The organism is Anaerolinea thermolimosa (genome assembly GCF_001050195.2).
In the GTDB taxonomy this organism is placed as follows: Bacteria; Chloroflexota; Anaerolineae; order Anaerolineales; family Anaerolineaceae; genus Anaerolinea; species Anaerolinea thermolimosa.
In genome coordinates, this window is the sequence record NZ_DF967966.1 from 299655 (window position 1) to 320723 (window position 21069).

A 21069-nucleotide genomic window follows, 5' to 3' on the forward strand; every position below is an offset into this window, starting at 1 on the left:
GGGGTTGCCGTCCCGGTGGGGGTGGCAGTGGGAGTGGGAGAGAGGGTTGGGGTTGGAGAAACCGTCAGCTCATATTCGAGGGTAACCACCAGATCAGAGAAAGGGGCGGGCTTGCTGGCAAAGTCAATGGCGCGCTCCAGCAATGCCTGAATCGCCGGGCGGTGGGGCAGGAACACGGTGGCCGGGGGCTGCTCCGAGATCTGCCACACCTCTGTTTCATTCTCGCCCATCTGGAAAAACCCCACCCTTTTGGGGTCGGCCAGCCTGAGAACCAGACTGGTGTTGGTTGCCACATCCTCCAGGGTGAGGCTGGTGCGTACACGCCGGTTGAACAGCTGGTACAGCTCAGGCAGGCGGATGAGGTTCCCTCCCCCTGCCAGGCGTTGCAGGACGATGAAAAGGAGTTGTTGTTGCCGCAGTCCACGGGCGGCTTCATCGGTGCCTACCCGTAAGCGGGCATAGCAGGCCGCCAGCCAGCCCTCCATGAAGACTTCACCCGGGTAGATAAAATCGCCACAGGCGTTGGGAATGGCCTGCATGACCGGCACCGTAATCCCGCCCAGCTCGTCAATCAACAGAATAAAGTCATCCATGTTGGCTACCAGCCAGTCATCCGGTCGAATGCCCAGGTTGTATTCCACGGCACCGGTCAGTAGACGAATGCCCCCTGCGGCATAGGCTGAGGACAGACGCTGCATGGTATACCCGGGCAAATAACCGAACAGGTCGGGAGGGATGGATACCAGGCTGGCCTTGGCGAGGCGGGGATGATACAAGACCAGCAACAGGGCGTCACTGCGCCCCAGGTAAGGGCTGAATTGATCCTGCCCGACCAGCAGGAGGGTGTGCATGCCTTCCGGCAGGGCCACCCGGCCGAACGGCGGGGGTATCGGTGTGGCGGGGGTGAGTCGCGGAGCCGGATACGTACTCCAGACGGGTAAGTTCTCGGGTGGAATAGGGGTGGGTGAGGGCGTGGAGGTGAAGGTGGGTGAGGGCGAAAGGGTGAAACGCGCCGGAGAAGGCAAGGCAGGGGTTGCCGCAGAGGGCAGTGCGGCGCACGCGCCGAAAATCAGCGCCACCCCCAGGTAAATGATCCGGGCCAGCCGCTTCACTGCGCACCTCATGGTCTTATTAAACCACACAAACCGCCTGGTAGATGCATCGCGTCAGGCCAGGCGCTGGTCGCAGCTTTTGCGATATCCACAGCGGGCGCAGCGGGCGGGCTCGTTATGCGAACGGTCTATCTCTCCGCGCCGCTGGCAGGCGTGGATCGTCTCGATCAGCTCCAGCAGGGCGGTTTCCAGCCGGGGGGTGTAGTCGATGGCAAAGGTGCGGTTGCGATAGCGAAGGATGCCATACGGCGGGCGGCTTCCGTGAGTGCGTTCCACCAGCAGGCAGTACGCCGCCAGCTGGTAAACGTGGCTTTCATGCGGTTCAGGTGGAGCCCAGCCGCTCTTCACCTCTACCGGGATGAATGTATTTCCCTGCTTTACAAGGTAATCTGGCCGTCCGGTCAGCCCGGTCTGGGGGTCGTAGAAAGGTTTTTCAGGGTGCTTCCAGCCGCCCATATCGGCAGTGATGACCCGCCCAGGAGGCAGGCCTGCCTTTTGCTGCTGACGCACTGAAAGCCACAGAGCCGCCCCCGCCAGCATGAGAAAGACCAGTGCCAGCGCCAGCCAGGGGCTCATTGCAGCAGGAGAGCCGTCAGCCCGACGGCCAGAGAAATTACCCCAAAGAACAAAAGCACCCAGCCTGCCATGCGCAGCAGGCTGGCCATCAGCACTTCCCCTCCATGACGGCGATGGAACCCTGTGCCTTCCACCAGCTCCGCCTGGTTATCAGAGGCAACCCCCTGCTTTTGATACCACCAGGCCCGCCGACAATACAGAAACGAACCAATCTCAGAGGCGCGAATCGTTCGCATGGTTGCCGCGGCTGTTCTCCAGCTGGTCGACGGCCTGCCGAAGGACTTTCTCCAGGTGTTCTTCGCGCATACTGATGGTGAGGTCTCCCCGGGTACGTTCCAGCAGACTGCGGGCCACGTCGGTCTGGCGGCGCAACCCGTTGGTGACCGCGTCGGGATAGTCCATGGTGACCAGGGTATCGTAAATGTCATCCATGCACGCCAGCAGCCGTTCGGCTTCGGGGGAGTAGCCCTGGCGCAGAATATCGAGGATGCGGCGGCGCAGTTCACCCGCGGCCTCTGCCAGTCCGTTCAGGTAGGTGGCGCACTCCACCTCCAGCTCTTCTGGTGAAGGCAGTGGCTGGTTTTCGATCAGTGCACAGGCGATACTGGCCTCGGCAAACTCTTTGATGGCGTCCTGCGTGTACCCGGCGTAATACAGGTCAGGGAAACCGGCCAGGTCGGCCTTTAAGCGGGCCGCGATCTGCCGTGCTGCTTCGAGCTGTTCGTGAGCCACCTCACGTTCCAGCCGATGAATGGCGCGGATGGCGTGCGCCGCATGGCGGGTGAGCACCCGCGCCTGAGCCAGCGCCTCATCCCGGGCGCGGGTGCGTGCCTCCAGAGCCTGATGAATGCGTTCAACGATCTCGGGGAGATGATCCATTCAGGGTTATCTGCCTAGAAGGGGATTTCTGCCGAATCATCGTGGGCAAGACCTTCGTCCAGCGGTGCCCCGGGTTCTGTCTCACCGCGCGCTGAGAGGAAACGAACGGTGTTGGCGGTTACCTCAAACGAGGCTCCCGGGCTTCCATCCTGCCTCTGCCAGATGCGTGGCCCGCCGTTTTTATCGGGGATGAGGCGCCCCTCTACCAGCACCTTCGATCCCTTGTGGAGGTACTGGTTGCAGGTTTCGGCCAGTTTGCCGAAAGCGGAGATGCGAAACCAGATGGTCTCGTCTACTTTTTCGCCTTGCTGGTTGGTGTAAGAGCGGCTGGAAGCCACCGAGAAGCTTGTCACCGGCTGGCCGTTGGGGGTAAAGCGCATCTCAGGCTCGCGCCCGACGTTACCGACGATAATAATGGTATGGAAAGACATGGATAGCCCGATCCTTTCTGAAACACAAACGACAGCGATACTTCTTCTTTAAGATTGTACACGAAAATAGGAAAAATTTTCGATTTTTTCTGCAGGCAATTTCCCCGGGAAGATAGAAGATACCCTTCAGGGGTGATGGATACCCGGTACAGGTGCAAAACGAAACCTTCCAGCGGCGGTATAATGGGGGCGTTGTCGACCACAACGGAGGAATGATCATGGATCTTACCCGGGTACGGCAGGATTTTCCGTTTTTTCAAAAAAAACCGGATCAGAAAACGGGCGCGTACTTTGATAATGCCTGTCAAACCTTACGTCCCCGTCAGGTGATCGAGGCTGTCACCCGCTACTATCAGGAGTCTTCGGCCTGTTCGGGGCGCAGTATGCACCATCTGGCCGCAGAGGTCACCCGCCAGTATGATCAGGCGCGTGCCACGCTCGCCAGGTTCCTGGGTGCGGCAAAGAAAGAGGAGATTGTCTTTACGCGTAACACCACCGAGGGGATCAACCTGGTGGCGCATGCTCTCGATTGGAATGCTGGCGATGTGGTGCTTCTGACCGATAAGGAACACAACTCCAACCTGATTCCATGGCAAATGCTGGCCCGGAGAGCAGGGGTGGAGCTCCGGGTTGTCCCCTCCCGGCCGGATAACACCTTTGACATGGATGCGTATAGCCGATTGCTGGATCGGAAAGTGCGTCTGGTATCCTTCGGTTTTACCTCCAACCTCGATGGCGTGACCCTTCCGGCGGCAGAGATCATTAAAAAAGCCCATCAGGTGGGCGCCCTGGTGCTCCTGGATGCCGCCCAGACCGCTCCGCACCAGCGCATTCATGTGCGGGCGTTAGATGTTGATTTCCTCGCCCTTTCGGGGCACAAGATGCTGGGGCCTTCGGGCACAGGCGTATTGTACGGGAAGTACGCCCTCCTCGAAAAACTCCAGCCTTTTCAGGTTGGCGGCGACACGGTGGCTTCCTCCACCTACACCACCTGCGAATTCCTCCCCCCGCCCGAAAAGTTCGAGGCCGGATTGCAAGACTACGCGGGGATCATCGGGCTGGGGGTCGCGGCCCAATATCTGATGAACCTGGGCTTCGATGCCATCCAGAAGCAGGAATGGCTTCTCAACCGCGCCCTTACCAGCCAGCTCCTCGAAATCCCCGGCCTGCACCTCATTGGCCCCTCAGACCCTGCTCTGCGCGGCGGGATCGTTTCCTTTTTCATCGAGGGGATCGACTCGCACCGCATTGCTCTCATGCTTGACCAGATGGCCGGTGTGATGGTGCGTTCCGGACAGCACTGTGTCCATTCCTGGTTCCACGCCCGTCAGATTGCGGGTTGTGTGCGTGCTTCCATGTATTTCTACAACACGCTCGATGAAGTGTCCTTGCTGGTTGACTCCTTAAAAAAGATCCGAAAGGTTCTCTAACCGATATGCTTTGCATTGTTTCTTTTATTGTGCTTTCCATTCTGGGAATTTTCAGCGCCTCTAACCGCCAGCTGGCCAGAGAGGCTCTCGATTGCGTTTTGCGCCGCGTCACCCTGCGGCCCTGCAACACCGGCTTCGATGAAAAAATCAAGGCGAAAATTCTGGGGGTGGTCATCACCCGCTCAGAAGCCGGTGCGCGTTTCTTGAACCGCCACTTCGAACTGCTTTCGTGGGTGGCTTTCTTTCTCCTGCTGGGCAGCAGTGTGATGGCGGTACGGGGGGTGTACCTCTTCTACGTTACCGGAAGTTGCAACGGGCTGAACAATTCTGCCTTTTGCGTGTTTGACCCCACCGGCCAGAACAACCAGGTTTCGACCCTCGGTCAAACCTGTTCCCTCAGTGATAACCCGGAACGCGGTGTAACCCTCAAGAATGTTGATCTGAGTGACTGGCCGGTGCTGAATGCCGGGGCGAGCAATCAAATCGTTATGGTGGGGTGTTACGCCTGCGATTACACCCGCAAGGTTTACCCCTCCATCCGCGCCCTGGTGCAAAAATATCGACCTGAATTCAGGTTCGGCGAATATCAGGTGAAGGAGCAAACCGACCTCCTTACCCGCGTCGGTTATTGCGTGTATCATGCCGACCCCGAAAAGTACTGGGCGATGAACGATGTTCTCTTCACCACCGAGAAAGCTAACCTCGATGATCCGTCCTACGTCCATCAATTGCTTGCCAGCCTGGGGCTTGACGCGAACCAGATCGAGACCTGCGCCAGTGACCCGCAGACGCAGACCCGCGTTGAAAAACTTCTGAATGAGATTCGCAGGACTAACTTTCCTGGTACCCCCACTATTTTTATCAATGGGGTGCCCATGGTGGGGCCGAAGCCCTACCGGGTGTACGCCATTCAACTCGAAGGGTTGTTTTACTGGATGAAGTAAGTGAAAGAAAACCGCATCGCCGGTTTGAGCGGGGTTATCCTTCTCTTCCTGTTCATTGAATTCCTCGATGAGCTGGTGTATGGCGGGCGTGAAGCCGCCTGGCCTTTGATCCGGGATGATCTCGGCCTGAGTTACTCTCAGATTGGCCTGGCGATCAGCCTGCCTTACCTGGCGGGAATGCTCATTGAGCCGTTTCTGGGCGTTCTGGGCGATGTCTGGCGGCGGCGTGTGCTCATTCTGGGTGGCGGTGTGGCTTTTACCCTTGCCCTTTTCTGGCTCAGCCAGGGGCAGGAGTATTTCAGTTTCCTCCTGGCATCCTGCCTGCTGGGGCCGGCTTCGGGAGCTTTCGTAAGCCTCTCGCAGGCTTCACTCATGGATGTTCAGCCCCACCGCCACGAACAGAACATGGCTCGCTGGACTTTCGCCGGATCGGTGGGTGTGACGGCCGGGCCACTGGCGCTGGGTGCGGCAATTGCCCTGGGACTGGGCTGGCGGGGGCTCTTTCTGGTTTTTGCGGGGGTAAGCCTGGTGGCCCTCGTGCTCACCTGGCGCATGCTCTCACCCGCCGCCCCGGAGACAAAGGCGGATGAACCGCGGCTCTCCTTTGCGGAGGGTCTCAGAAATGCCCTCCGTGCTCTGAAGCGGGGAGAGGTGGTACGCTGGCTGGTCTTACTGGAGTTCTCTGACCTGATGCTGGATGTGCTTTACGGTTACCTGGCGCTTTACCTGGTAGATGTGGGAGGCCTTTCCCCTGAAACCGCGGCGCTGGGAGTGGGCATCTGGACGGGGGTCGGGTTGCTGGGTGACTTTCTGCTCATTCCGTTGCTGGAAAGGGTTCCGGGGCTGGCCTATCTGCGGGTGAGCGTGGTGCTGGAGTTGATGCTTTTCCCGGCTTTCTTGCTGGTAGAACCGCTTGCCCTCAAGTTTCTTTTGCTGGGATTGCTTGGCTTCTTTAATTCTGGCTGGTATTCGGTGCTCATGGGGCATCTGTATTCAGCCATGCCCGGGCAGAGCGCCACGGTAATGACGGTAAGCAATCTGTTCGGCTGGGTGGGCAAGCTCATCCCGCTGGGGGTGGGTCTGGCGGCCCAGCAATGGGGCCTGGAGACCGCAATGTGGATTTTGCTGGCCGGCCCGGCGGCGTTGCTCGTGGGGTTGCCGCGCGGCAGGCTGGCCCAAACCTGAGGTATGCGCGCCACCCTCACGTACCGGCGGCAGATATTTCGCGCAGGTAACGCTCGCGCAATTCATCGATGGGGCGCTTTTCTCCCGCCGCCTCATCCAGGTAATACCAGTGCAGCCAGCCGTTGCAGGGAGCGTGTAGAAGTTCTCTGCCTACCTGATGGATGGAGCCGGTCAGGCCGTTGCACTGCAGTACACCTTCGGGGGTGATGGTGGCCGTTAGGCGGGCGGAGGAGTCAAAATACAGGGTTTGCCCGGGCTTAAGCCAGCCTTTTTCCACCAGTTTGAGGAACGAAACCCGCGGGCGTGTGCGCCGGTTCTCCCAGGATGCAAGCGAATCGTGCAGAGGGGGCGGTTGAACAGCGGCTATCCGCGCTTCGGCGATGGCCACGTAGGCAGGGTTGCGTTCGATGCCGATCCAGTGGCGGTGGGTTTGTTTGGCCACCGCGCCGGTGGTGCCACTGCCAAAGAACGGATCGAGCACCACATCGCCCGGTCGGGTGCTGGAGAGGATCACCCGATAGAGGAGGGCCTCGGGCTTCTGGGTGGAGTGGGCCTTCAGGCCGTTGACGCGGATGCGTTCCTTTCCCACACAGCGGGGAAGCTGCCAGTCACTGCGCATTTGCTTCCCATCGTTGAGCAATTTCATGGCCTGATAATTAAAAGTGTAACGCGCCCCTTTGATCTTCTGTGCCCAGAGGAGCGTCTCGTGAGCGTTGGTAAAACGCACTCCCCGGAAGTTGGGCATGGGGTTGGTTTTGATCCACACAATATCATTCAGGATCCAGAAATCCAGATCCATGAGAATGGTGCCGACACGGTAGATATTATGGTAAGTGCCGATGACCCAGATGGTGCCTGTATCTTTCAGCACCCGGCGGCAGGCCGTCAGCCACTGACGGGTAAAGCGGTCGTACTCGGCAAAGTCGGTAAAATGATCCCACTCATCATCCACGCCGTCCACCCGGGTCTGGTTGGGGCGCCATAATTCCCCCTCCAGTTGAAGGTTGTAAGGAGGGTCGGCAAAGATCAGGTCTACCGATTTTTCAGGAAGGGACTGCATCACTTCGATGCAGTCTCCCTGGAGAATGCGGTCAAGAGGCAGAGAACTTGCATCCATTCTGGTTTAATTCTACCCTCATTTGGCAGCCACCTGGAACGCACTTCGAGGGTTCAGGGCAGAGATAGTTCCACAAAATTTATGCTATAACAGATTCACAGGCATGAGTATCCAAAGAAGCCGCGGCAGGAAATCACCACCGGAGGGAGTGCATGGCAGGAGAACAGATTCTGGTCATCGAAGACAATGCCGATAACCTCGAACTGGTGCTGTTTCTACTGGAGCAGGCAGGGTTCAGAGGTGTGGGGGTTTCGGATGGACGGCAGGCCCTGACCTGGCTCAGCGATCACCGCCCTGACCTGATTCTGCTCGATATGAGCCTGCCGGAAATCGACGGCTGGGAGCTGGCCGGTCAGCTCAAAGCAAATACCCTCACGCGCGAGATTCCCGTCGTGGCGTTGACTGCTCACACCCTTCCCGGCGACCGCAAACGTGCCCTGGATGCCGGTTGTGATGGGTACATCTCTAAACCGCTCGATGTGCCGCATTTTGCGGAGACCGTCGCGGGGTTTCTGCGCGGAGAGACTCCCGTCTGAACCAACACCGCCCACTGCTCCCCCACCTGCGGGAGGCCCGCTTACCTGTCTCACCCATTTTGATAGCTTTTGCAAGTAACCAGAGGTTATATATCGGCTCATTCAGGCTATGAGTGAGCCGAGCCCTATAGTATATTGTTTGTACAAGGGTTGTCCAAATAGGAGTGAGCATGTCGGATCAAGCGGTTAAGTTCTACAACCTGAGCCTGGAGGAACGCCGCCAGTGGGTTGCGCGGGAAGCAGGGATCGACCTGGCTGAGGTTGAGATTTTGAGTGGTATACGTGGCCTGAGTCAGGAACAGGCCGATGCGATGATTGAGAATGTGATTGGTATCTTCGGGATGCCGCTTGGAATCGCGCGCTATTTTCGGGTCAACGGGCGCGATGTGCTGGTGCCGATGGTCATCGAAGAGCCATCGGTGGTGGCCAGCGCGTCCTTCATGGCCAAACTGGTGCGTGCGGGTGGAGGGTTCTCGGCCACCACCACTGCGCCCGAAATGATCGGCCAGATGCAGATCCTTGACCTGGATGATGCCCCCACTGCCCGGTTAAAACTCCTCGAGCACCGCGATGAACTGCTCGAGGCCGCCAGCGCGGTAGACCCTGTGCTACAGAAGCTCGGTGGTGGAGCACGTGACCTGCAGGTGCGCCTGCTGGAACATCCGGCTCTGGGGGCGTATCTGGTGCTGCACCTGGTCTATGACGTGCGGGATGCGATGGGGGCCAATGCCGTCAACACCGCTATGGAACGCCTTGCACCCCGCGTGGAGCACATTACCGGTGGACGGGTGCATTTACGCATTCTTACCAACCTGGCTGAGCGGCGGCTGGCGCGGGCGCGCTGTACTCTCCCCCTGGAAACGCTTGCTTTCGACAGCTACACTGGCGAACAGGTGCGCGATGGTATTATTGCCGCCTGGGCCTTTGCCGATTCCGATCCCTACCGCGCTGCCACGCACAACAAGGGCATTATGAACGGCGTGGATGCGGTGGTCATCGCTACCGGCAACGACTGGCGCGCCATCGAGGCCGGTGCTCATGCTTACGCCGCGCGCAGTGGGGTCTACCGCCCCCTGAGCACCTGGGGAAAAGACCGCGAGGGCAACCTGGTGGGTACGCTTGAAATGCCCATGGCAGTTGGGATCGTCGGCGGCGCTACCCGGGTGCATCCGGCTGCACGTGTGGCGCTGAAACTGCTGGGGGTACACTCGGCGGCGGAACTGGCCGAGGTGATTGTTTCGGTAGGGCTGGCGCAAAACCTCGCCGCTTTGCGCGCCCTTGCAACCGAAGGCATCCAGCGCGGGCACATGAGCCTGCATGCCCGCCAGGTGGCCATCGCCGCCGGGGCGGTGGGAGATCAGATCGAACGCCTGGCCAGCCGCCTGGTCGAAGAGAAAACCGTGCGCATTGATCGCGCGCAGGAAATTCTGAAAGAGTGGAGTGCTTCATGATGGCCAATCGTGTTATGAAACCTGCCCGGGCGGTCGGTATTGTGGGGTACGGGGCGTATGTACCGCGCTATCGCCTGCCCGCAAAGTATATTTCGCGCCTGTGGGAAGGCAGTGAGAGCGGCGGGCCAGTGAAAGAAAAGGCTGTCGCCGGGCTGGATGAAGATGTGGTGACCATGTCTATCGAGGCCGCACGCAATGCTCTGGCCAGAGGGCAGATCCATGCGGAGGTATTGCGCGCGGTGTGGGTCGGTTCTGAGTCGCATCCGTATGCGGTCAAACCCTCTTCCACCATTGTGGCTGAGGCCATCGGGGCGGGACCGTCGATTCAGGCGGGAGACTGGCAGTTTGCCTGCAAGGCTGGCACCGAGGCGCTGGTTGCGGCCATCGGGCTGGTAGGTTCAGGCATGGCCGATTACGCCATGGCCATCGGCATGGATACGGCTCAGGGTCGCCCGGGTGACCAGCTGGAGTACACTGCCGCATCGGGCGGGGCGGCGTACATCCTCGGCCCGGCTGAACATTCTCTGGCGGTGATCCAGGGTTCTTATTCCTTCGTCACCGATACGCCCGATTTCTGGCGCCGCGCCGGGCAGCGTTACCCCGAACACGGCCAGCGCTTTACCGGCGAACCGGCGTATTTCCGTCACATCACTGAAGCTGCCCGTGCGCTCATGGAAGAGATGGGTACCACTGCGGCGGATTATCGCTATGCTGTCTTCCATCAACCCAACACCAAATTCCCTCAGCGGGCCGGGCAACTGCTGGGCTTTCAGGAAGAGCAGCTCAGGCCGGGGCTGCTTTCTCCGGTCATCGGGAACACGTATGCCGGGGCTGCACTCATCGGCCTCACTGCCGTGCTGGATGTGGCTCAGCCGGGCGATCGCGTGCTGGTGGTCTCATTCGGGTCGGGGGCTGGCTCCGATGCCTTCGACATTGCAGTCACCGCGGCGCTCCCCGAGAAGCGTGACCTGGCACCCCGCACTGCCGATTACATTGCCCGCCGTACCGAGATCGATTACGCCACCTATGCGCGTTTTCGCGGTAAGCTGGCCGAATAAGGGGAGGGAGGTTTCATGCCTGAAGTGGTTATCGCCGGTACAGGCCTGATCCCGGCTGGAGAACACTGGGAACTTTCTCTGCGCTCTCAGGCTACACGCGCCCTGCTGGCGGCCAAGAAGGATGCCGGTGGCCTGGAGCCGCAGGCGCTGTACATTGGGAATTTTCTGGCCTCGACGGTTTCTCACCAGAGCAACCTGGGGGCCCTGCTGACCGACTGGAGCAATCACCGGGGCATTGAAGGCTTCACCGTAGAAGCCGCTGAAGCCTCGGGCGGGGGAGCCTTCCGCATGGGGTATCTGGCGGTAGCCTCTGGCCTGGTGGATGTTGCCGCTGTGGTTGGGGTAGAAAAGGTAACCGACGTGGTGGGCCCGGGGCTGGAGAATGCGATTGCTGAAGGCATGGATTACGACTTTGAAGCCGCCCAGGGGCTAACCCTGGCGGGGCAGGCGGCGCTTGTCATGCGGCGTTATATGCATACCTACCGGGTGCCGCGCCAGGTTTTTGCAGGCTTCCCCGTGCTGGCGCATGAGAACGCGGTTGGAAACCCTCACGCCATGTTCCGCAGGCCCATCAGCCTCAAGGCTTATGAAGAGGCAGCCATGGTATGCGACCCGCTTGGCCTGTTCGATATGGCCCCTTATGCCGATGGGGCGGCGGCGGTGATTCTCACCCGCCCTGAACTGGCCCGTGCAACAGCGGGGCGCGCGCTGGTGCGGGTGAGCGGTTCGGCGGTGGTCATCGACACCCTGGCCCTGCACGACCGCCCCGACCCGCTTGCCTTCGATGCGGCGCGTATCTCGGTACAGCGCGCCTGTCGCCAGGCAGGTATCACGCCGCAGGATGTGGATTTCTTCGAGTTGACCGATTCGTTTTCTATCTATGCGGCGCTCTCGCTGGAGGCGGCGGGTTTCGCCCCGCTCGGAAAGGGCTGGGAGCTTCTCCAGGATGGAACTTTGCGCCGTGATGGAAAGCTTCCCATCCAGACCATGGGAGGGTTCAAAGCCCGCGGCAACCCGCTTGGTGCCAGCGGTGTGTATCAGATCGTTGAGGCGGCGCGTCAGCTGAGGGGTGAAGCGGGAGCCTGCCAGGTGGCGGGGGCAAAACGTGCGCTGGTGCAAAACCTCGCCGGGCCGGCTTCTACAGCGGTGACGCATGTGCTTGAACGCTGGGAACCGAAAGGATGAGAGATTCTTCAGAGCTTTTGATAGCTTTTGAGAGGTATTCATCGGTAAAGTTAGCCTGACCTTCAATGCAGGCATCATTGGATACGATTACCAGAACACGGTTTTACCGTTTGTAGATAAGGAGATCTGTCATGGAAGTGCCACGTCACTGGAGAATTCGTCAGCAACGCTATTCCCTGGTGGGAGAGGTTTGCCCGCACTGTGAGGCAAAGATCTTCCCGCCGCGCGACGTCTGCCCGGAATGTGGGGGAGAGGCCAAAACCCGCTTCGATTTCAGCGGGCGGGGAGAAGTCTTTTCGTTTGCGGTGATGCATGATGCGCCCGCCGGGTATGAGAAGACCACCCCCTACACGGTGGCCCTCGTCAAGTTGGAAGAAGGCCCCGTAGTTACCGCCCAGCTTACCGACCTGGGCGAACAGCCCGTTGAGATTGGCATGCCCGTGGAAATGGTCACGCGAAAAATCCGTGAAGATGAGGAAGAACGCGGAGTGATCCTTTACGGGTATAAGTTCAGGCCGGTTTTGAAATAATCAGAAAAGATAACGCGAAGCGCCCCCCAGGAATGGGGGCGCTTCGTTGATTCAGGCCTGTTGAATCATGGGGTTTCTCGATGCTTCAAGGATCATGCTACCAGTGGGGGCGCAAAATGGCTTAGCTTAACGAATTTGGATTATATTAAGAATAAGGGTTGGTTGCCAGCAGAGGACGCGAGTTAACTAAACAATAATCGCAGTGTAGCGCGCTTTTTCGGGTCAGGTATACGGTAAAAATGCTGTGTATCAGATATCTGTATAGTTATTAGTTGCCAAGTCGTTTGCACAATTAGTAAGTTTTCGTCGTGCTATAATGTGAATGATTGTTCTAACAATGACTTTTGGCGGGTGAAAAATGCTCGAATACGAGAAAAAACTAAAGGGCGCTTTTTTTACTTCTGGTGATGTTTCCCACTATCTGTCAGACAGAGTAATTGAAAGAAAGACACAAACTATTTTAGAGCCTTCTTTTGGCGATGGTTCTTTTATTGATGCCATAATTGACCGCTATATTGAATTAGGATGGAAAGAACACCTCAAGAAAAACCTATATGCGGTAGAAATTCAAGAAAGTGCAATTTCACAATATGCCAATCACCCACTTTTAGATTCGGATAAATTTATTTCAAGTGATTTTATCGCTGTAGAGCCTTTTCCAGTTGATATTGTGATTGGAAATCCTCCCTATATTGGGCTAAATAAAATTTCTAAATCTGAACGAGAACGAGCGAAACGTCTGCTTTCATTGAATGGTTTTAATATGCAATCAAGCGGTAGTTTATGGTTTCCCTTTATCATTCACTCATGCGCTTTCTTGAAAAATGGCGGAACATTGGCTTTTGTTTTGCCATTTGAAGTCACTTACGTTAGATATTCGAAACAATTATGGAAATACCTGAGCCAGCATTTCTCGGAATTAACAGTAGTAAGAGTCTTTGAAGATATTTTTCCCGATGTTGACGTTGAAACCGTTTTACTAATTGCAAAAGGATATAGCGGTTCGACAAATTTTGTGAATTATGAAATTTACGATACAAGAATCCATCTATTCAATGGAATGATGGCTAAAAATGTGACCATTTCAATTGAGTCTATTTTAAGTGGGGAACGCCCCTTTGTATCTAATTTACTTGATACAAGTCACCTTCAAGTTATTAACAAACTTCGCTCTAAAGGTTACATCAAGCCAATCAGCGATTTTTGCAAGTTCAAAATAGGTTATGTTAGCGCAGACCAAACCTATTTTCACCCCACAACCAAAGAAATTAAGTCTTTTAGAATTTCTGATAGAGACTTGATTCCAAGTATTGCTAATGCAAAAGTTTTGAAACAAAAAGATATAGGGCTAGAAATTAAACCTAAACAAGTTGAAACAAGGCTTTTTTATCCAAAACTGGCAAAACCAAATCACCCATATATCAAGCATGGAGAAAAGTTAGGAGTTCACAAAAGATTTAAGTGCCGCCAAAGAAAGCCTTGGTATATCACGCCTGGCATTGAAATCCCAGATATTATTCTGACGGTTTTTGGCGATAAGCCCAGATTGTATATTAATTCGGGCAATTATCTTGCCTCGAACAGCTTTTTATGTGGATTTCTAAAACAAAAAACTATATCTCAAAGACAAGTTGCGTTAAGTTGGTATAACTCATTAACTCTTTTATCAATTGAAATGAAAGTGCATTCACTTGGCGGTGGTGTATTGGTTTTTATTCCTGGCGAAACAGATAAAGTAGAAGTTCTCGACCCTGAAAAACTAAATAATGTTGACAAAAGTTTTTTTACCGAAATTGACTGTTTACTAAAAAATTCCTCATTAGATGACACATATCTATTGGGTGATATATATTCACTTAAGGCAATTGGATTGTCTCAAAACGAAATTCTACTTATTCAAGAAGCAGTACAAATTCTGAGAAAATGGCGGAATTCAAGGCTCAGAAAAAACTTATAACTTACGGAGTAAACATGCCTGCCAACATTCAAAACTTGCTATTATGCCTTGAAGAAATGAAACGTACTTATCTCACTGACCCGACCATAGCGGTAAGGGGACAAGGGTTTATAAATCTTCTGCACGATTATTGCGTTGAAGAACTCGTAAGTATCGGAGTACCGAGAGAAAAAATCTTCAAAGAAGCCACCGTTTTTGGTTCTCACAAACCTAAAGATGTTGACATTGCAGTAATTGATGAAGTAAACGGACCTTTTATCATCGTTGGAATTAGAAGCCAAATGTCATCAGTCGGAAAAAATATTTTGACGTATTATGAAGAAATTATTGGAGATTGTATTTCTCTACATGACAGATTTCCAATGGCGGTTATTTGCTATATTTATTTGCTTCCGACAAAACCAATCAAACCTGGAAAAAGTGAAGAAATGGTTGATTTGGCAAGGGCAGAACAACTTTTCAGGCTTATTACTAATAGGGGGGATTGGCGAAATACAAAAGACAAATATGAACATTTCGCCTTTTTGAAGGTTGACTTTACGCAAGACCCACCAGCATTGCTAGATACAATTCCACAATTGAGAATTGACGAATTTTTTGACAAAATCAAAGATACTTACAATGAAAGGAATTTTTTCAAACCGATATAAATTCTTAAAAGCAAAAGTCGCATGAAATCAAAAGGCTTGCTAACACAGTGTGCAATGGACAGGGCTTTGCCTTGGTGGTACGGGGCGGCTTGGCTGGAATTGGCTCTGTTTGGCCATGGTGTCTCCCCGCCTACCCCGCCGCCGCTAACGCCAATCGTTGGGCGGCAAGCTCATATTGGAGGACATGGTGGGAATCATTCGGCTGAACTTCCATATCAATGCACCTATTGAGCGTGTGGCAACGCTCTACCAACAGATTGAGCGTATTCCGGAGTGGCAGTACGATATTCTCGAAGTAAAGGATGTTGATGGCCCACTGCGTCTCGGCGCAGCGTATACCATGGTGTACTGGCGAATGGGAAGACGACTGGAACAACGAATGACGGTCACACGGTACGAACCTCCCAGTGTCATGCAGCAAACAGCCAATACGCCGCTTGGCGGAGTCATGACATCGACCACTCATCTGCAGCCCTCTGAGGGTGGTACAGACGTAAGGTGGCAGATGGAGTATCGTCTTCCCGGGGGTCTTCTGGGTAGTATATTGGACAAGTTGCTGTTTCGTGCCGCATTTGAGCGTACGGTGACACAGTACAACGCGAACTTCAAGGCTCTGGCAGAGGGTACTGAACTACCATACAAGCCTATACAGGGTCGCGTAATGCGCTAAGCCGCCCAACACGCGACTCGGCTGCATCCTGTTGTCGCTCGTGAAAAAGGGAGGGCATAAAAACCGACAAGATAAGAAAGAAGATGAACAATGCAGGCCATTCAAAAGTTTTTAACGTGGTTTGAAAAACAAAAACCTGCTGGAAAATTGGCGATTGGATGTGCAGGTCTGGTTTTACTGTGCTGTATATGCAGTGTTCCAATTGGACTATTGAATCCGTCCAAATCAACACCCGAAGTTACAAGAACAATTTTTGCCGCAGTGCCAACCGAAACAACAGCGGCAGTTGTTTCACCAACAGGTACGCTTATTTCCCCAACAATTGCGCCATCACCAACTGAAAAAGTTAAAGCCTTGCTTCCTGGATTAATGCCAGCAGATGTAACGGTTAATCTTAAACAACGTGGTTTTACCTGTGGTTCAGTAGAGCAAGGGCAACTTTATTATGTCAGAACATGCGAGAAAGACACGGTTGATTACTCATTAAGAGTTGATACTTATGGACGAGAAGCATTTACCATAGATTTAATTGAGTCTTCAGTTCTTCAGTTTACAAACCCTGACAAAGAGTTTGCGGCTTCCTTTTTAGGTTTTATGGCTACAATGCCTTACGATGGAGCAGTACAACAAGAAGCCCGAGATTGGGTTGAAAGCACATTGCCAACGCTAACGGGTCAAGGTGACGTGAGAGAAAAGGTTTTTGCTGGTGTACACTATCGTTTGTATGGCATACCCACTGCATACACCTTAGAAATGGGTGATTTGCCATAACAAAAACGGGCTAACATCGCTTCCCCCTGACGTTGCTCCGCGTTGTGGCTGAAGCGTGGGCCGTTGGGCAGGGTCTCATGCAGTGGCAAGGGGTGTGAAATATGAAACGTCTTGCATCAATCGTTTTGGGAATGCTGGTTGTTCTGGGGATGCTCAGTCTCTATCGTCTCTACCAGGACTCATCTCCAACCCCCAGTGAGGCAGTTAATAGTTACATCACCAGAATCACAAGTAAATCTCCCCAAAAAATTGTGTCTGTGAATATCGTGTCCTCAATGCCATTCAACAAAGAAAGCGGCGAGCAAGTCTTACTCTTTCAGGCTTATGATTGTGGATTACACATCCATATTGCCGGGTACGCTACAATCAAGAAGAACTTGTTTGGTTGGCATGTTGATCAATTCCAGATGACAGGTAAATCGCCATTGCCCAGGGATGTGATGGCAGGCCTGGATTGGTCAGATGGTATTCCAATCGTTTATGGTCAGGTGTTTCTTGGAGATGTCGTCAGTGTCGAAGCGGTTTTCAGTGACCCGAATCAGGGATTGATTATCGGAAGTGCTGATGTTGCCAGGGGCCACTTTGTCATATTTGGCACTCCGTATAGCGAATTGACCACACTTAAGCTCCTTGACGGCAACGGGAACGTTCTGAAACAGCTGACAGGCGATGAATTACAAAACGGGTAAGAAGCTTCCAGGCAAAGCACCCGCCCATCCTGCGCTTCTATCTGGCGCCGTTCCGACTGCCTATAAAATTACGTTCGATCCTCACCCGGGTTCCTGGTGAAGGGTGAGTTTACTGTCGTTAGCTCCTTCTCTGGTCAATTTCTCACCGGTGCTACAATGATACAGGGATGAGTAACACACATGAATGAATATATTTTAATTGGCGCCTCTGTCTTACTGCTCATCAGTGTCCTGGCCAGTAAAATCTCTGACCGATTCGGTGTTCCTGCGCTCTTGCTCTTTTTAATCCTGGGGATGCTGGCCGGGTCAGATGGGCCCGGGGGGATCTATTTTGATGATCCTGCTCTGGCCCAGTTTATAGGGGTTATTGCCCTGATCCTGATTCTTTTCGCCGGGGGTCTTGATACGGAATGGAACAGTATCCGCCCGGTTATCAAAGAAGGCTTGCTGCTCTCTACTCTTGGGGTGTTCATTACTGCGTTGATCGTCGGTCTTTTCGTAAGCGCACTTCTCGGCCTGTCGCTGGTTGAAGGTTTGTTGCTTGGTTCAATCGTTTCTTCTACAGATGCGGCGGCAGTGTTTTCGGTACTGCGATCGAAAGGTGTTGGTCTCAAAGGTCAGTTGAAACCCCTGCTGGAATTAGAATCGGGCAGCAATGACCCCATGGCCATATTCCTTACGGTTGGCCTGATCCAGTTAATGACTCAGCCTACCCTGTCGTTAGCCAACTTAATCGGTCGATTCATCCTGCAAATGCTTATCGGTACAGTTCTTGGCTACGTCATGGGGAGGGTGATGTTGCACCTGGTTAATCGTCTAAAGTTGGGTTATGAAGGTCTTTATCCTGTTCTGACGTTATCGTTAGTATTCCTTACGTTTGGAGTAACCAATGGAATTGGCGGGAGCGGCTTCCTGGCAGTATATCTGGCTGGCATTGTTCTGGGTAATCATGATTTCATTCATAAGAGAAGCCTGATGCGCTTTCACGACGGGTTAGCCTGGCTGATGCAAATTGGCATGTTTCTGACGCTGGGTTTACTTGTCTTTCCTTCACGCCTTATTCCTATAGCGGGCATGGGCTTGCTTGTTGCAGGATGTTTGATGTTTATCGCCCGCCCTGTGAGCATATTTGTTAGTTTACTGCCGAGTACTTTGAACTGGCGAGAGAAGGCTTTTATATCCTGGGTTGGCCTGCGTGGAGCGGTCCCTATTATGTTAGCGACCTTTCCTCTGCTGGCCAGGGTGCCACAGGCCAGTTTGATCTTTAACGTGGTTTTTTTCGTGGTATTAACTTCGGTTTTATTACAGGGGACGTCCATCCCTCTGGTTGCGCAATGGTTAAGAGTTGGCGTACCGGCAACCCCAAAGCGTATGTATCCTATCGAATATACACCAATGGTTGGGTTGAAAAGCGAGCTTAAGGAACTGGCCATACCGTCTGACTCGTATATGGATGGGAAAACAATCGTTGAACTGGGGCTGCCTGCTAATTTTCTGGTCATTCTAATTGCCAGAGATCATGCTTTTTTGCAACCCAGTGGCGGGACGATCCTGCGAGGCGGTGATACTTTGCTGGTGCTGTCAGATAGAAAGTCTTTCGAAGAGGTTCAAGCCAAACTTAACTTACCCGGGGAGGGAGCAGGGGATTAACCCTTGCTTCTCCCTGGCGCTGCTCCGCGTTGGGTTTGAAGCGTAGGCCGTTGGGTGGCCGTTCTGGTACTTTCATCTTGAGAACCGGGTATGCCTGTGATAGAGATAAAAACCGAAGTTCAACTCGCTGGGGTTTCAGGAAAGACAATAGCAGATTTTCTGCTGCATTGCACTGATCGTGACTATCAGAACTGGTGGCCAGGAACCCATCTCGCATGGCACACGAAAAGACAATCACCAGGTGATACAGGTAATGTGGTTTTCTTTGATGAGTATGTAGGCAAGAAGAGGCTGAAATTTGAGGCGGTGGTGGTCAGGTATACCCCGGGCAAAGAGATCGTCTGGCAGATGAAAAAGTTCGTGAGGCTGCCCGTGTGGCTGGTCATCCGCTTCGAGGATCGTGGGGAAGGCACGGTGCTCACACATGTCCTCAAAGCAGGATTCCCGGGTGTTGGGAGGCTTCTGGACCGCTTGTTGAGCCTGTTTTTTACCCCGCAGTTTGAAAAAGATATGGACGAGCACGCACGCACCGAGTTCAAAAAACTTGCCGCAATCCTTGGGTGACGGCCATTCAGGACTTTCCTGGCAGGTTGCCTGAACATTTCACGTGGTGCCGATGAGCCTTGTATCTGTCCCAAAGCTGGTGGGTTTTGATGGAACAAAGAGAAAACCAGCAAATGTGGCGGTGTAATGGTCCTTCGATCCGCCATGGCGGGTAGTTGAAAAGTTATCCACCACTAATATGACGGGCTCAAATAGGCCTGCATTGCACCTGACCCAGCCAGCAGTGATATAATGTGTATAAAATAAGTACTCATTACCGACTGGTCTTCCACAGATTGAGAGAGGTTATTATCGGTTGTAAATTCGAAACTTAAAGGTAGCAAGGGTCGAGAAGCCGGGGTTTGGTTCGCGGGGTACCGGGGGGCCTATGAAAGTTTTTGTGACCGGTGGAACAGGTTTTATCGGCCAGCCGCTTACTCGAATGCTGCTTCAACGTGGATGGGATGTAACTGTCCTCGTCCGTAAACCAGAAAGCCCTGAGGCGAGGGCGATTCAATCGCTGGGGGCGCAACTGGTAGCCGGGGATGTTACCGATCGTGAATCGATGCGCGAAGCCATGATGGGAGCCGGGGCTGTGATCCACAATGCGGCCTGGTATGAATTTGGCATCCCCAGGCGGGCTCAGAACAGAATGCGCACAATCAATGTACAGGGCACAGAAAACACGCTTGGATTGGCCATGGAACTGGGCATTCCAAAGATCGTTTACACCTCAAGCATACTGGCTTTTGGGCAAACCGGTAACATCATTGCTGATGAGACGTTTCAACGGCGCGCTCCTCCCATATCCTTCTACGAGCAAACCAAGATGGAAGCCCACGAAATGGTGGTGACGTTGCAAAAAAAGGGAGCGCCGATCGTTATCGCATGTCCGGCGGGAGTCATTGGCCCCGGGGATCGCTCTGGCCTGGGGTATCTGGTACGTATGTACGTCCGTGGTTTTCTCCCACCTGTGCTCTGGGCGCAGCATGGCCGGCGTGCGCATGTTTTTGTGGAAGACGCTGCAGAAGGAATTGTGCGCTGTCTGGAGTACGGGAAGGCTGGCGAAACCTATATCCTGAGTAATGGGATCATGCAACATCGAGATATGTTCAGGCTATGGAAACAGACCCCCGGTGGATTCAAGGTGACGCTATTCTGGATGCCATACCCGATGGCGATGCTGTTCAACTGTTTGGCTGAACCCATCGAGCGGCTCTTTGGCCTGCCAGTGGTATTCTGCCGTGAATTTGCGCTCGCCGCCTTTGCAAGCTGGCAGTTTTGTGCCACAAAAGCTGAACGGGAACTGGGCATGCACTTTCGCAGCCTGGAAGACGCCTGGCTGGAGACTCTGGAAGGAGAGCGCGCACTGGCCCGCAAGGGGTAGAAGGGGGTGGTTGCTTTAAACAACCTTCCGGGTACCCTCCGACCCAGGCCTGGATGACCTGAGCCTGCCCAAAGCTGATAGGTTCTGAAAAAAAAGAACACGCTCGGAGCGCTACTTTCTACCCTATGAAACCCATTACTACCTGCAGGTTGAGAAGCGCGGGCTCCCTCAAGACCTCTTCGAAAGCCGCATTCTGGAGCCCGAGATGAAGCCCGATGATGTTCCTGTCCTGCTTTCATTCCTGGAGGGACACGATCGGGTCTGGTTGGTTTACAGCCATGTCCCATATACTGATCCCGATGGGCTCATCCCACAAAT

Annotated in this window: 22 protein-coding genes; 16 read left to right on the forward strand and 6 right to left on the reverse strand. The window is 54.1% G+C overall.

Annotated features, from left to right (window positions below; all coding sequences use genetic code 11):
- From ATHL_RS16745 to ATHL_RS16765, 5 genes are all read right to left on the reverse strand, one after another.
- Positions 1-1124: LCP family protein (locus tag ATHL_RS16745; protein ID WP_162787779.1), on the reverse strand; the 1124-nt coding region annotated here is incomplete at its 3' end.
- 42 nt (positions 1125-1166) lie between these two features.
- On the reverse strand, positions 1167-1688 hold the full coding sequence (cas4, locus tag ATHL_RS16750) for a CRISPR-associated protein Cas4 (RefSeq protein ID WP_062196135.1): 522 nt from the start codon (positions 1686-1688) through the stop codon (positions 1167-1169).
- Positions 1685-1924, reverse strand: coding sequence for a hypothetical protein (locus ATHL_RS16755; protein WP_062196137.1), 240 nt, complete (start codon positions 1922-1924; stop codon positions 1685-1687). Before ATHL_RS16755 ends, cas4 begins: the two co-directional genes overlap by 4 nt.
- Positions 1902-2567, reverse strand: coding sequence for a translin family protein (locus tag ATHL_RS16760; protein ID WP_062196139.1), 666 nt, complete (start codon positions 2565-2567; stop codon positions 1902-1904). Before ATHL_RS16760 ends, ATHL_RS16755 begins: the two co-directional genes overlap by 23 nt.
- A gap of 14 nt (positions 2568-2581) precedes the next feature.
- A complete protein-coding gene (locus ATHL_RS16765) occupies positions 2582-2998 on the reverse strand; it encodes a single-stranded DNA-binding protein (RefSeq protein WP_062196141.1) in 417 nt (138 codons plus the stop codon).
- A gap of 218 nt (positions 2999-3216) precedes the next feature.
- On the opposite strand from ATHL_RS16765, the gene ATHL_RS16770 reads away from it, so the two are divergent.
- The 3 genes from ATHL_RS16770 to ATHL_RS16780 are packed head-to-tail and all read left to right on the forward strand — an operon-like array spanning position 3217 to position 6557.
- Entirely contained in the window at positions 3217-4428 is a 1212-nt protein-coding gene (locus ATHL_RS16770; protein ID WP_062196143.1) for an aminotransferase class V-fold PLP-dependent enzyme, read from the forward strand.
- Positions 4429-4433: 5 nt separating this feature from the next.
- Positions 4434-5372, forward strand: coding sequence for a DsbA family protein (locus ATHL_RS16775; RefSeq protein ID WP_062196144.1), 939 nt, complete (start codon positions 4434-4436; stop codon positions 5370-5372).
- Complete coding sequence (locus tag ATHL_RS16780) at positions 5373-6557, forward strand: MFS transporter (RefSeq protein ID WP_062196146.1); 1185 nt, start codon at positions 5373-5375, stop codon at positions 6555-6557. It begins immediately after the preceding gene.
- 16 nt (positions 6558-6573) lie between these two features.
- Here ATHL_RS16780 and ATHL_RS16785 read toward each other — a convergent pair whose 3' ends face one another.
- A complete protein-coding gene (locus tag ATHL_RS16785; protein ID WP_062196148.1) occupies positions 6574-7674 on the reverse strand; it encodes a site-specific DNA-methyltransferase in 1101 nt (366 codons plus the stop codon).
- A gap of 152 nt (positions 7675-7826) precedes the next feature.
- On the opposite strand from ATHL_RS16785, the gene ATHL_RS16790 reads away from it, so the two are divergent.
- The 13 genes from ATHL_RS16790 to ATHL_RS16845 all read left to right on the forward strand — a co-directional run bounded on the left by ATHL_RS16790 (position 7827) and on the right by ATHL_RS16845 (position 20751).
- Positions 7827-8210 (forward strand): response regulator, encoded by a 384-nt coding sequence (locus tag ATHL_RS16790; RefSeq protein ID WP_062196150.1) that lies wholly within the window; start codon positions 7827-7829, stop codon positions 8208-8210.
- 170 nt (positions 8211-8380) lie between these two features.
- The gene (locus tag ATHL_RS16795; protein ID WP_084001670.1) at positions 8381-9661 is read left to right on the forward strand and encodes a hydroxymethylglutaryl-CoA reductase, degradative; all 1281 of its coding nucleotides are present in this window, start codon (positions 8381-8383) and stop codon (positions 9659-9661) included.
- The gene (locus tag ATHL_RS16800) at positions 9661-10719 is read left to right on the forward strand and encodes a hydroxymethylglutaryl-CoA synthase (protein WP_062196194.1); all 1059 of its coding nucleotides are present in this window, start codon (positions 9661-9663) and stop codon (positions 10717-10719) included. The genes ATHL_RS16795 and ATHL_RS16800 overlap by 1 nt, the downstream gene beginning before the upstream one ends.
- 15 nt (positions 10720-10734) lie before the next feature.
- Positions 10735-11904 carry a thiolase C-terminal domain-containing protein gene (locus ATHL_RS16805; protein WP_062196153.1) on the forward strand — a complete coding sequence of 390 codons (1170 nt, stop codon included), beginning with the start codon at positions 10735-10737 and terminating at the stop codon, positions 11902-11904.
- A gap of 131 nt (positions 11905-12035) precedes the next feature.
- Complete coding sequence (locus ATHL_RS19545; RefSeq protein WP_062196155.1) at positions 12036-12434, forward strand: Zn-ribbon domain-containing OB-fold protein; 399 nt, start codon at positions 12036-12038, stop codon at positions 12432-12434.
- 358 nt (positions 12435-12792) lie between these two features.
- Complete coding sequence (locus tag ATHL_RS16815) at positions 12793-14391, forward strand: Eco57I restriction-modification methylase domain-containing protein (protein WP_062196157.1); 1599 nt, start codon at positions 12793-12795, stop codon at positions 14389-14391.
- A 14-nt stretch (positions 14392-14405) separates the two neighbouring features.
- The gene (locus ATHL_RS16820) at positions 14406-15041 is read left to right on the forward strand and encodes a hypothetical protein (RefSeq protein WP_062196159.1); all 636 of its coding nucleotides are present in this window, start codon (positions 14406-14408) and stop codon (positions 15039-15041) included.
- Positions 15042-15225: 184 nt separating this feature from the next.
- The gene (locus tag ATHL_RS16825; RefSeq protein WP_062196161.1) at positions 15226-15711 is read left to right on the forward strand and encodes an SRPBCC family protein; all 486 of its coding nucleotides are present in this window, start codon (positions 15226-15228) and stop codon (positions 15709-15711) included.
- A gap of 90 nt (positions 15712-15801) precedes the next feature.
- A complete protein-coding gene (locus tag ATHL_RS19020; RefSeq protein ID WP_162787780.1) occupies positions 15802-16482 on the forward strand; it encodes a hypothetical protein in 681 nt (226 codons plus the stop codon).
- 101 nt (positions 16483-16583) lie between these two features.
- Entirely contained in the window at positions 16584-17171 is a 588-nt protein-coding gene (locus ATHL_RS16830; RefSeq protein ID WP_062196162.1) for a hypothetical protein, read from the forward strand.
- Positions 17172-17351: 180 nt separating this feature from the next.
- The gene (locus ATHL_RS16835; RefSeq protein WP_062196164.1) at positions 17352-18821 is read left to right on the forward strand and encodes a potassium/proton antiporter; all 1470 of its coding nucleotides are present in this window, start codon (positions 17352-17354) and stop codon (positions 18819-18821) included.
- Positions 18822-18911: 90 nt separating this feature from the next.
- A complete protein-coding gene (locus ATHL_RS16840; protein ID WP_201798019.1) occupies positions 18912-19385 on the forward strand; it encodes an SRPBCC family protein in 474 nt (157 codons plus the stop codon).
- Positions 19386-19752: 367 nt separating this feature from the next.
- A complete protein-coding gene (locus ATHL_RS16845; protein ID WP_062196166.1) occupies positions 19753-20751 on the forward strand; it encodes an NAD-dependent epimerase/dehydratase family protein in 999 nt (332 codons plus the stop codon).
- Positions 20752-21069: the final 318 nt, after the last annotated feature.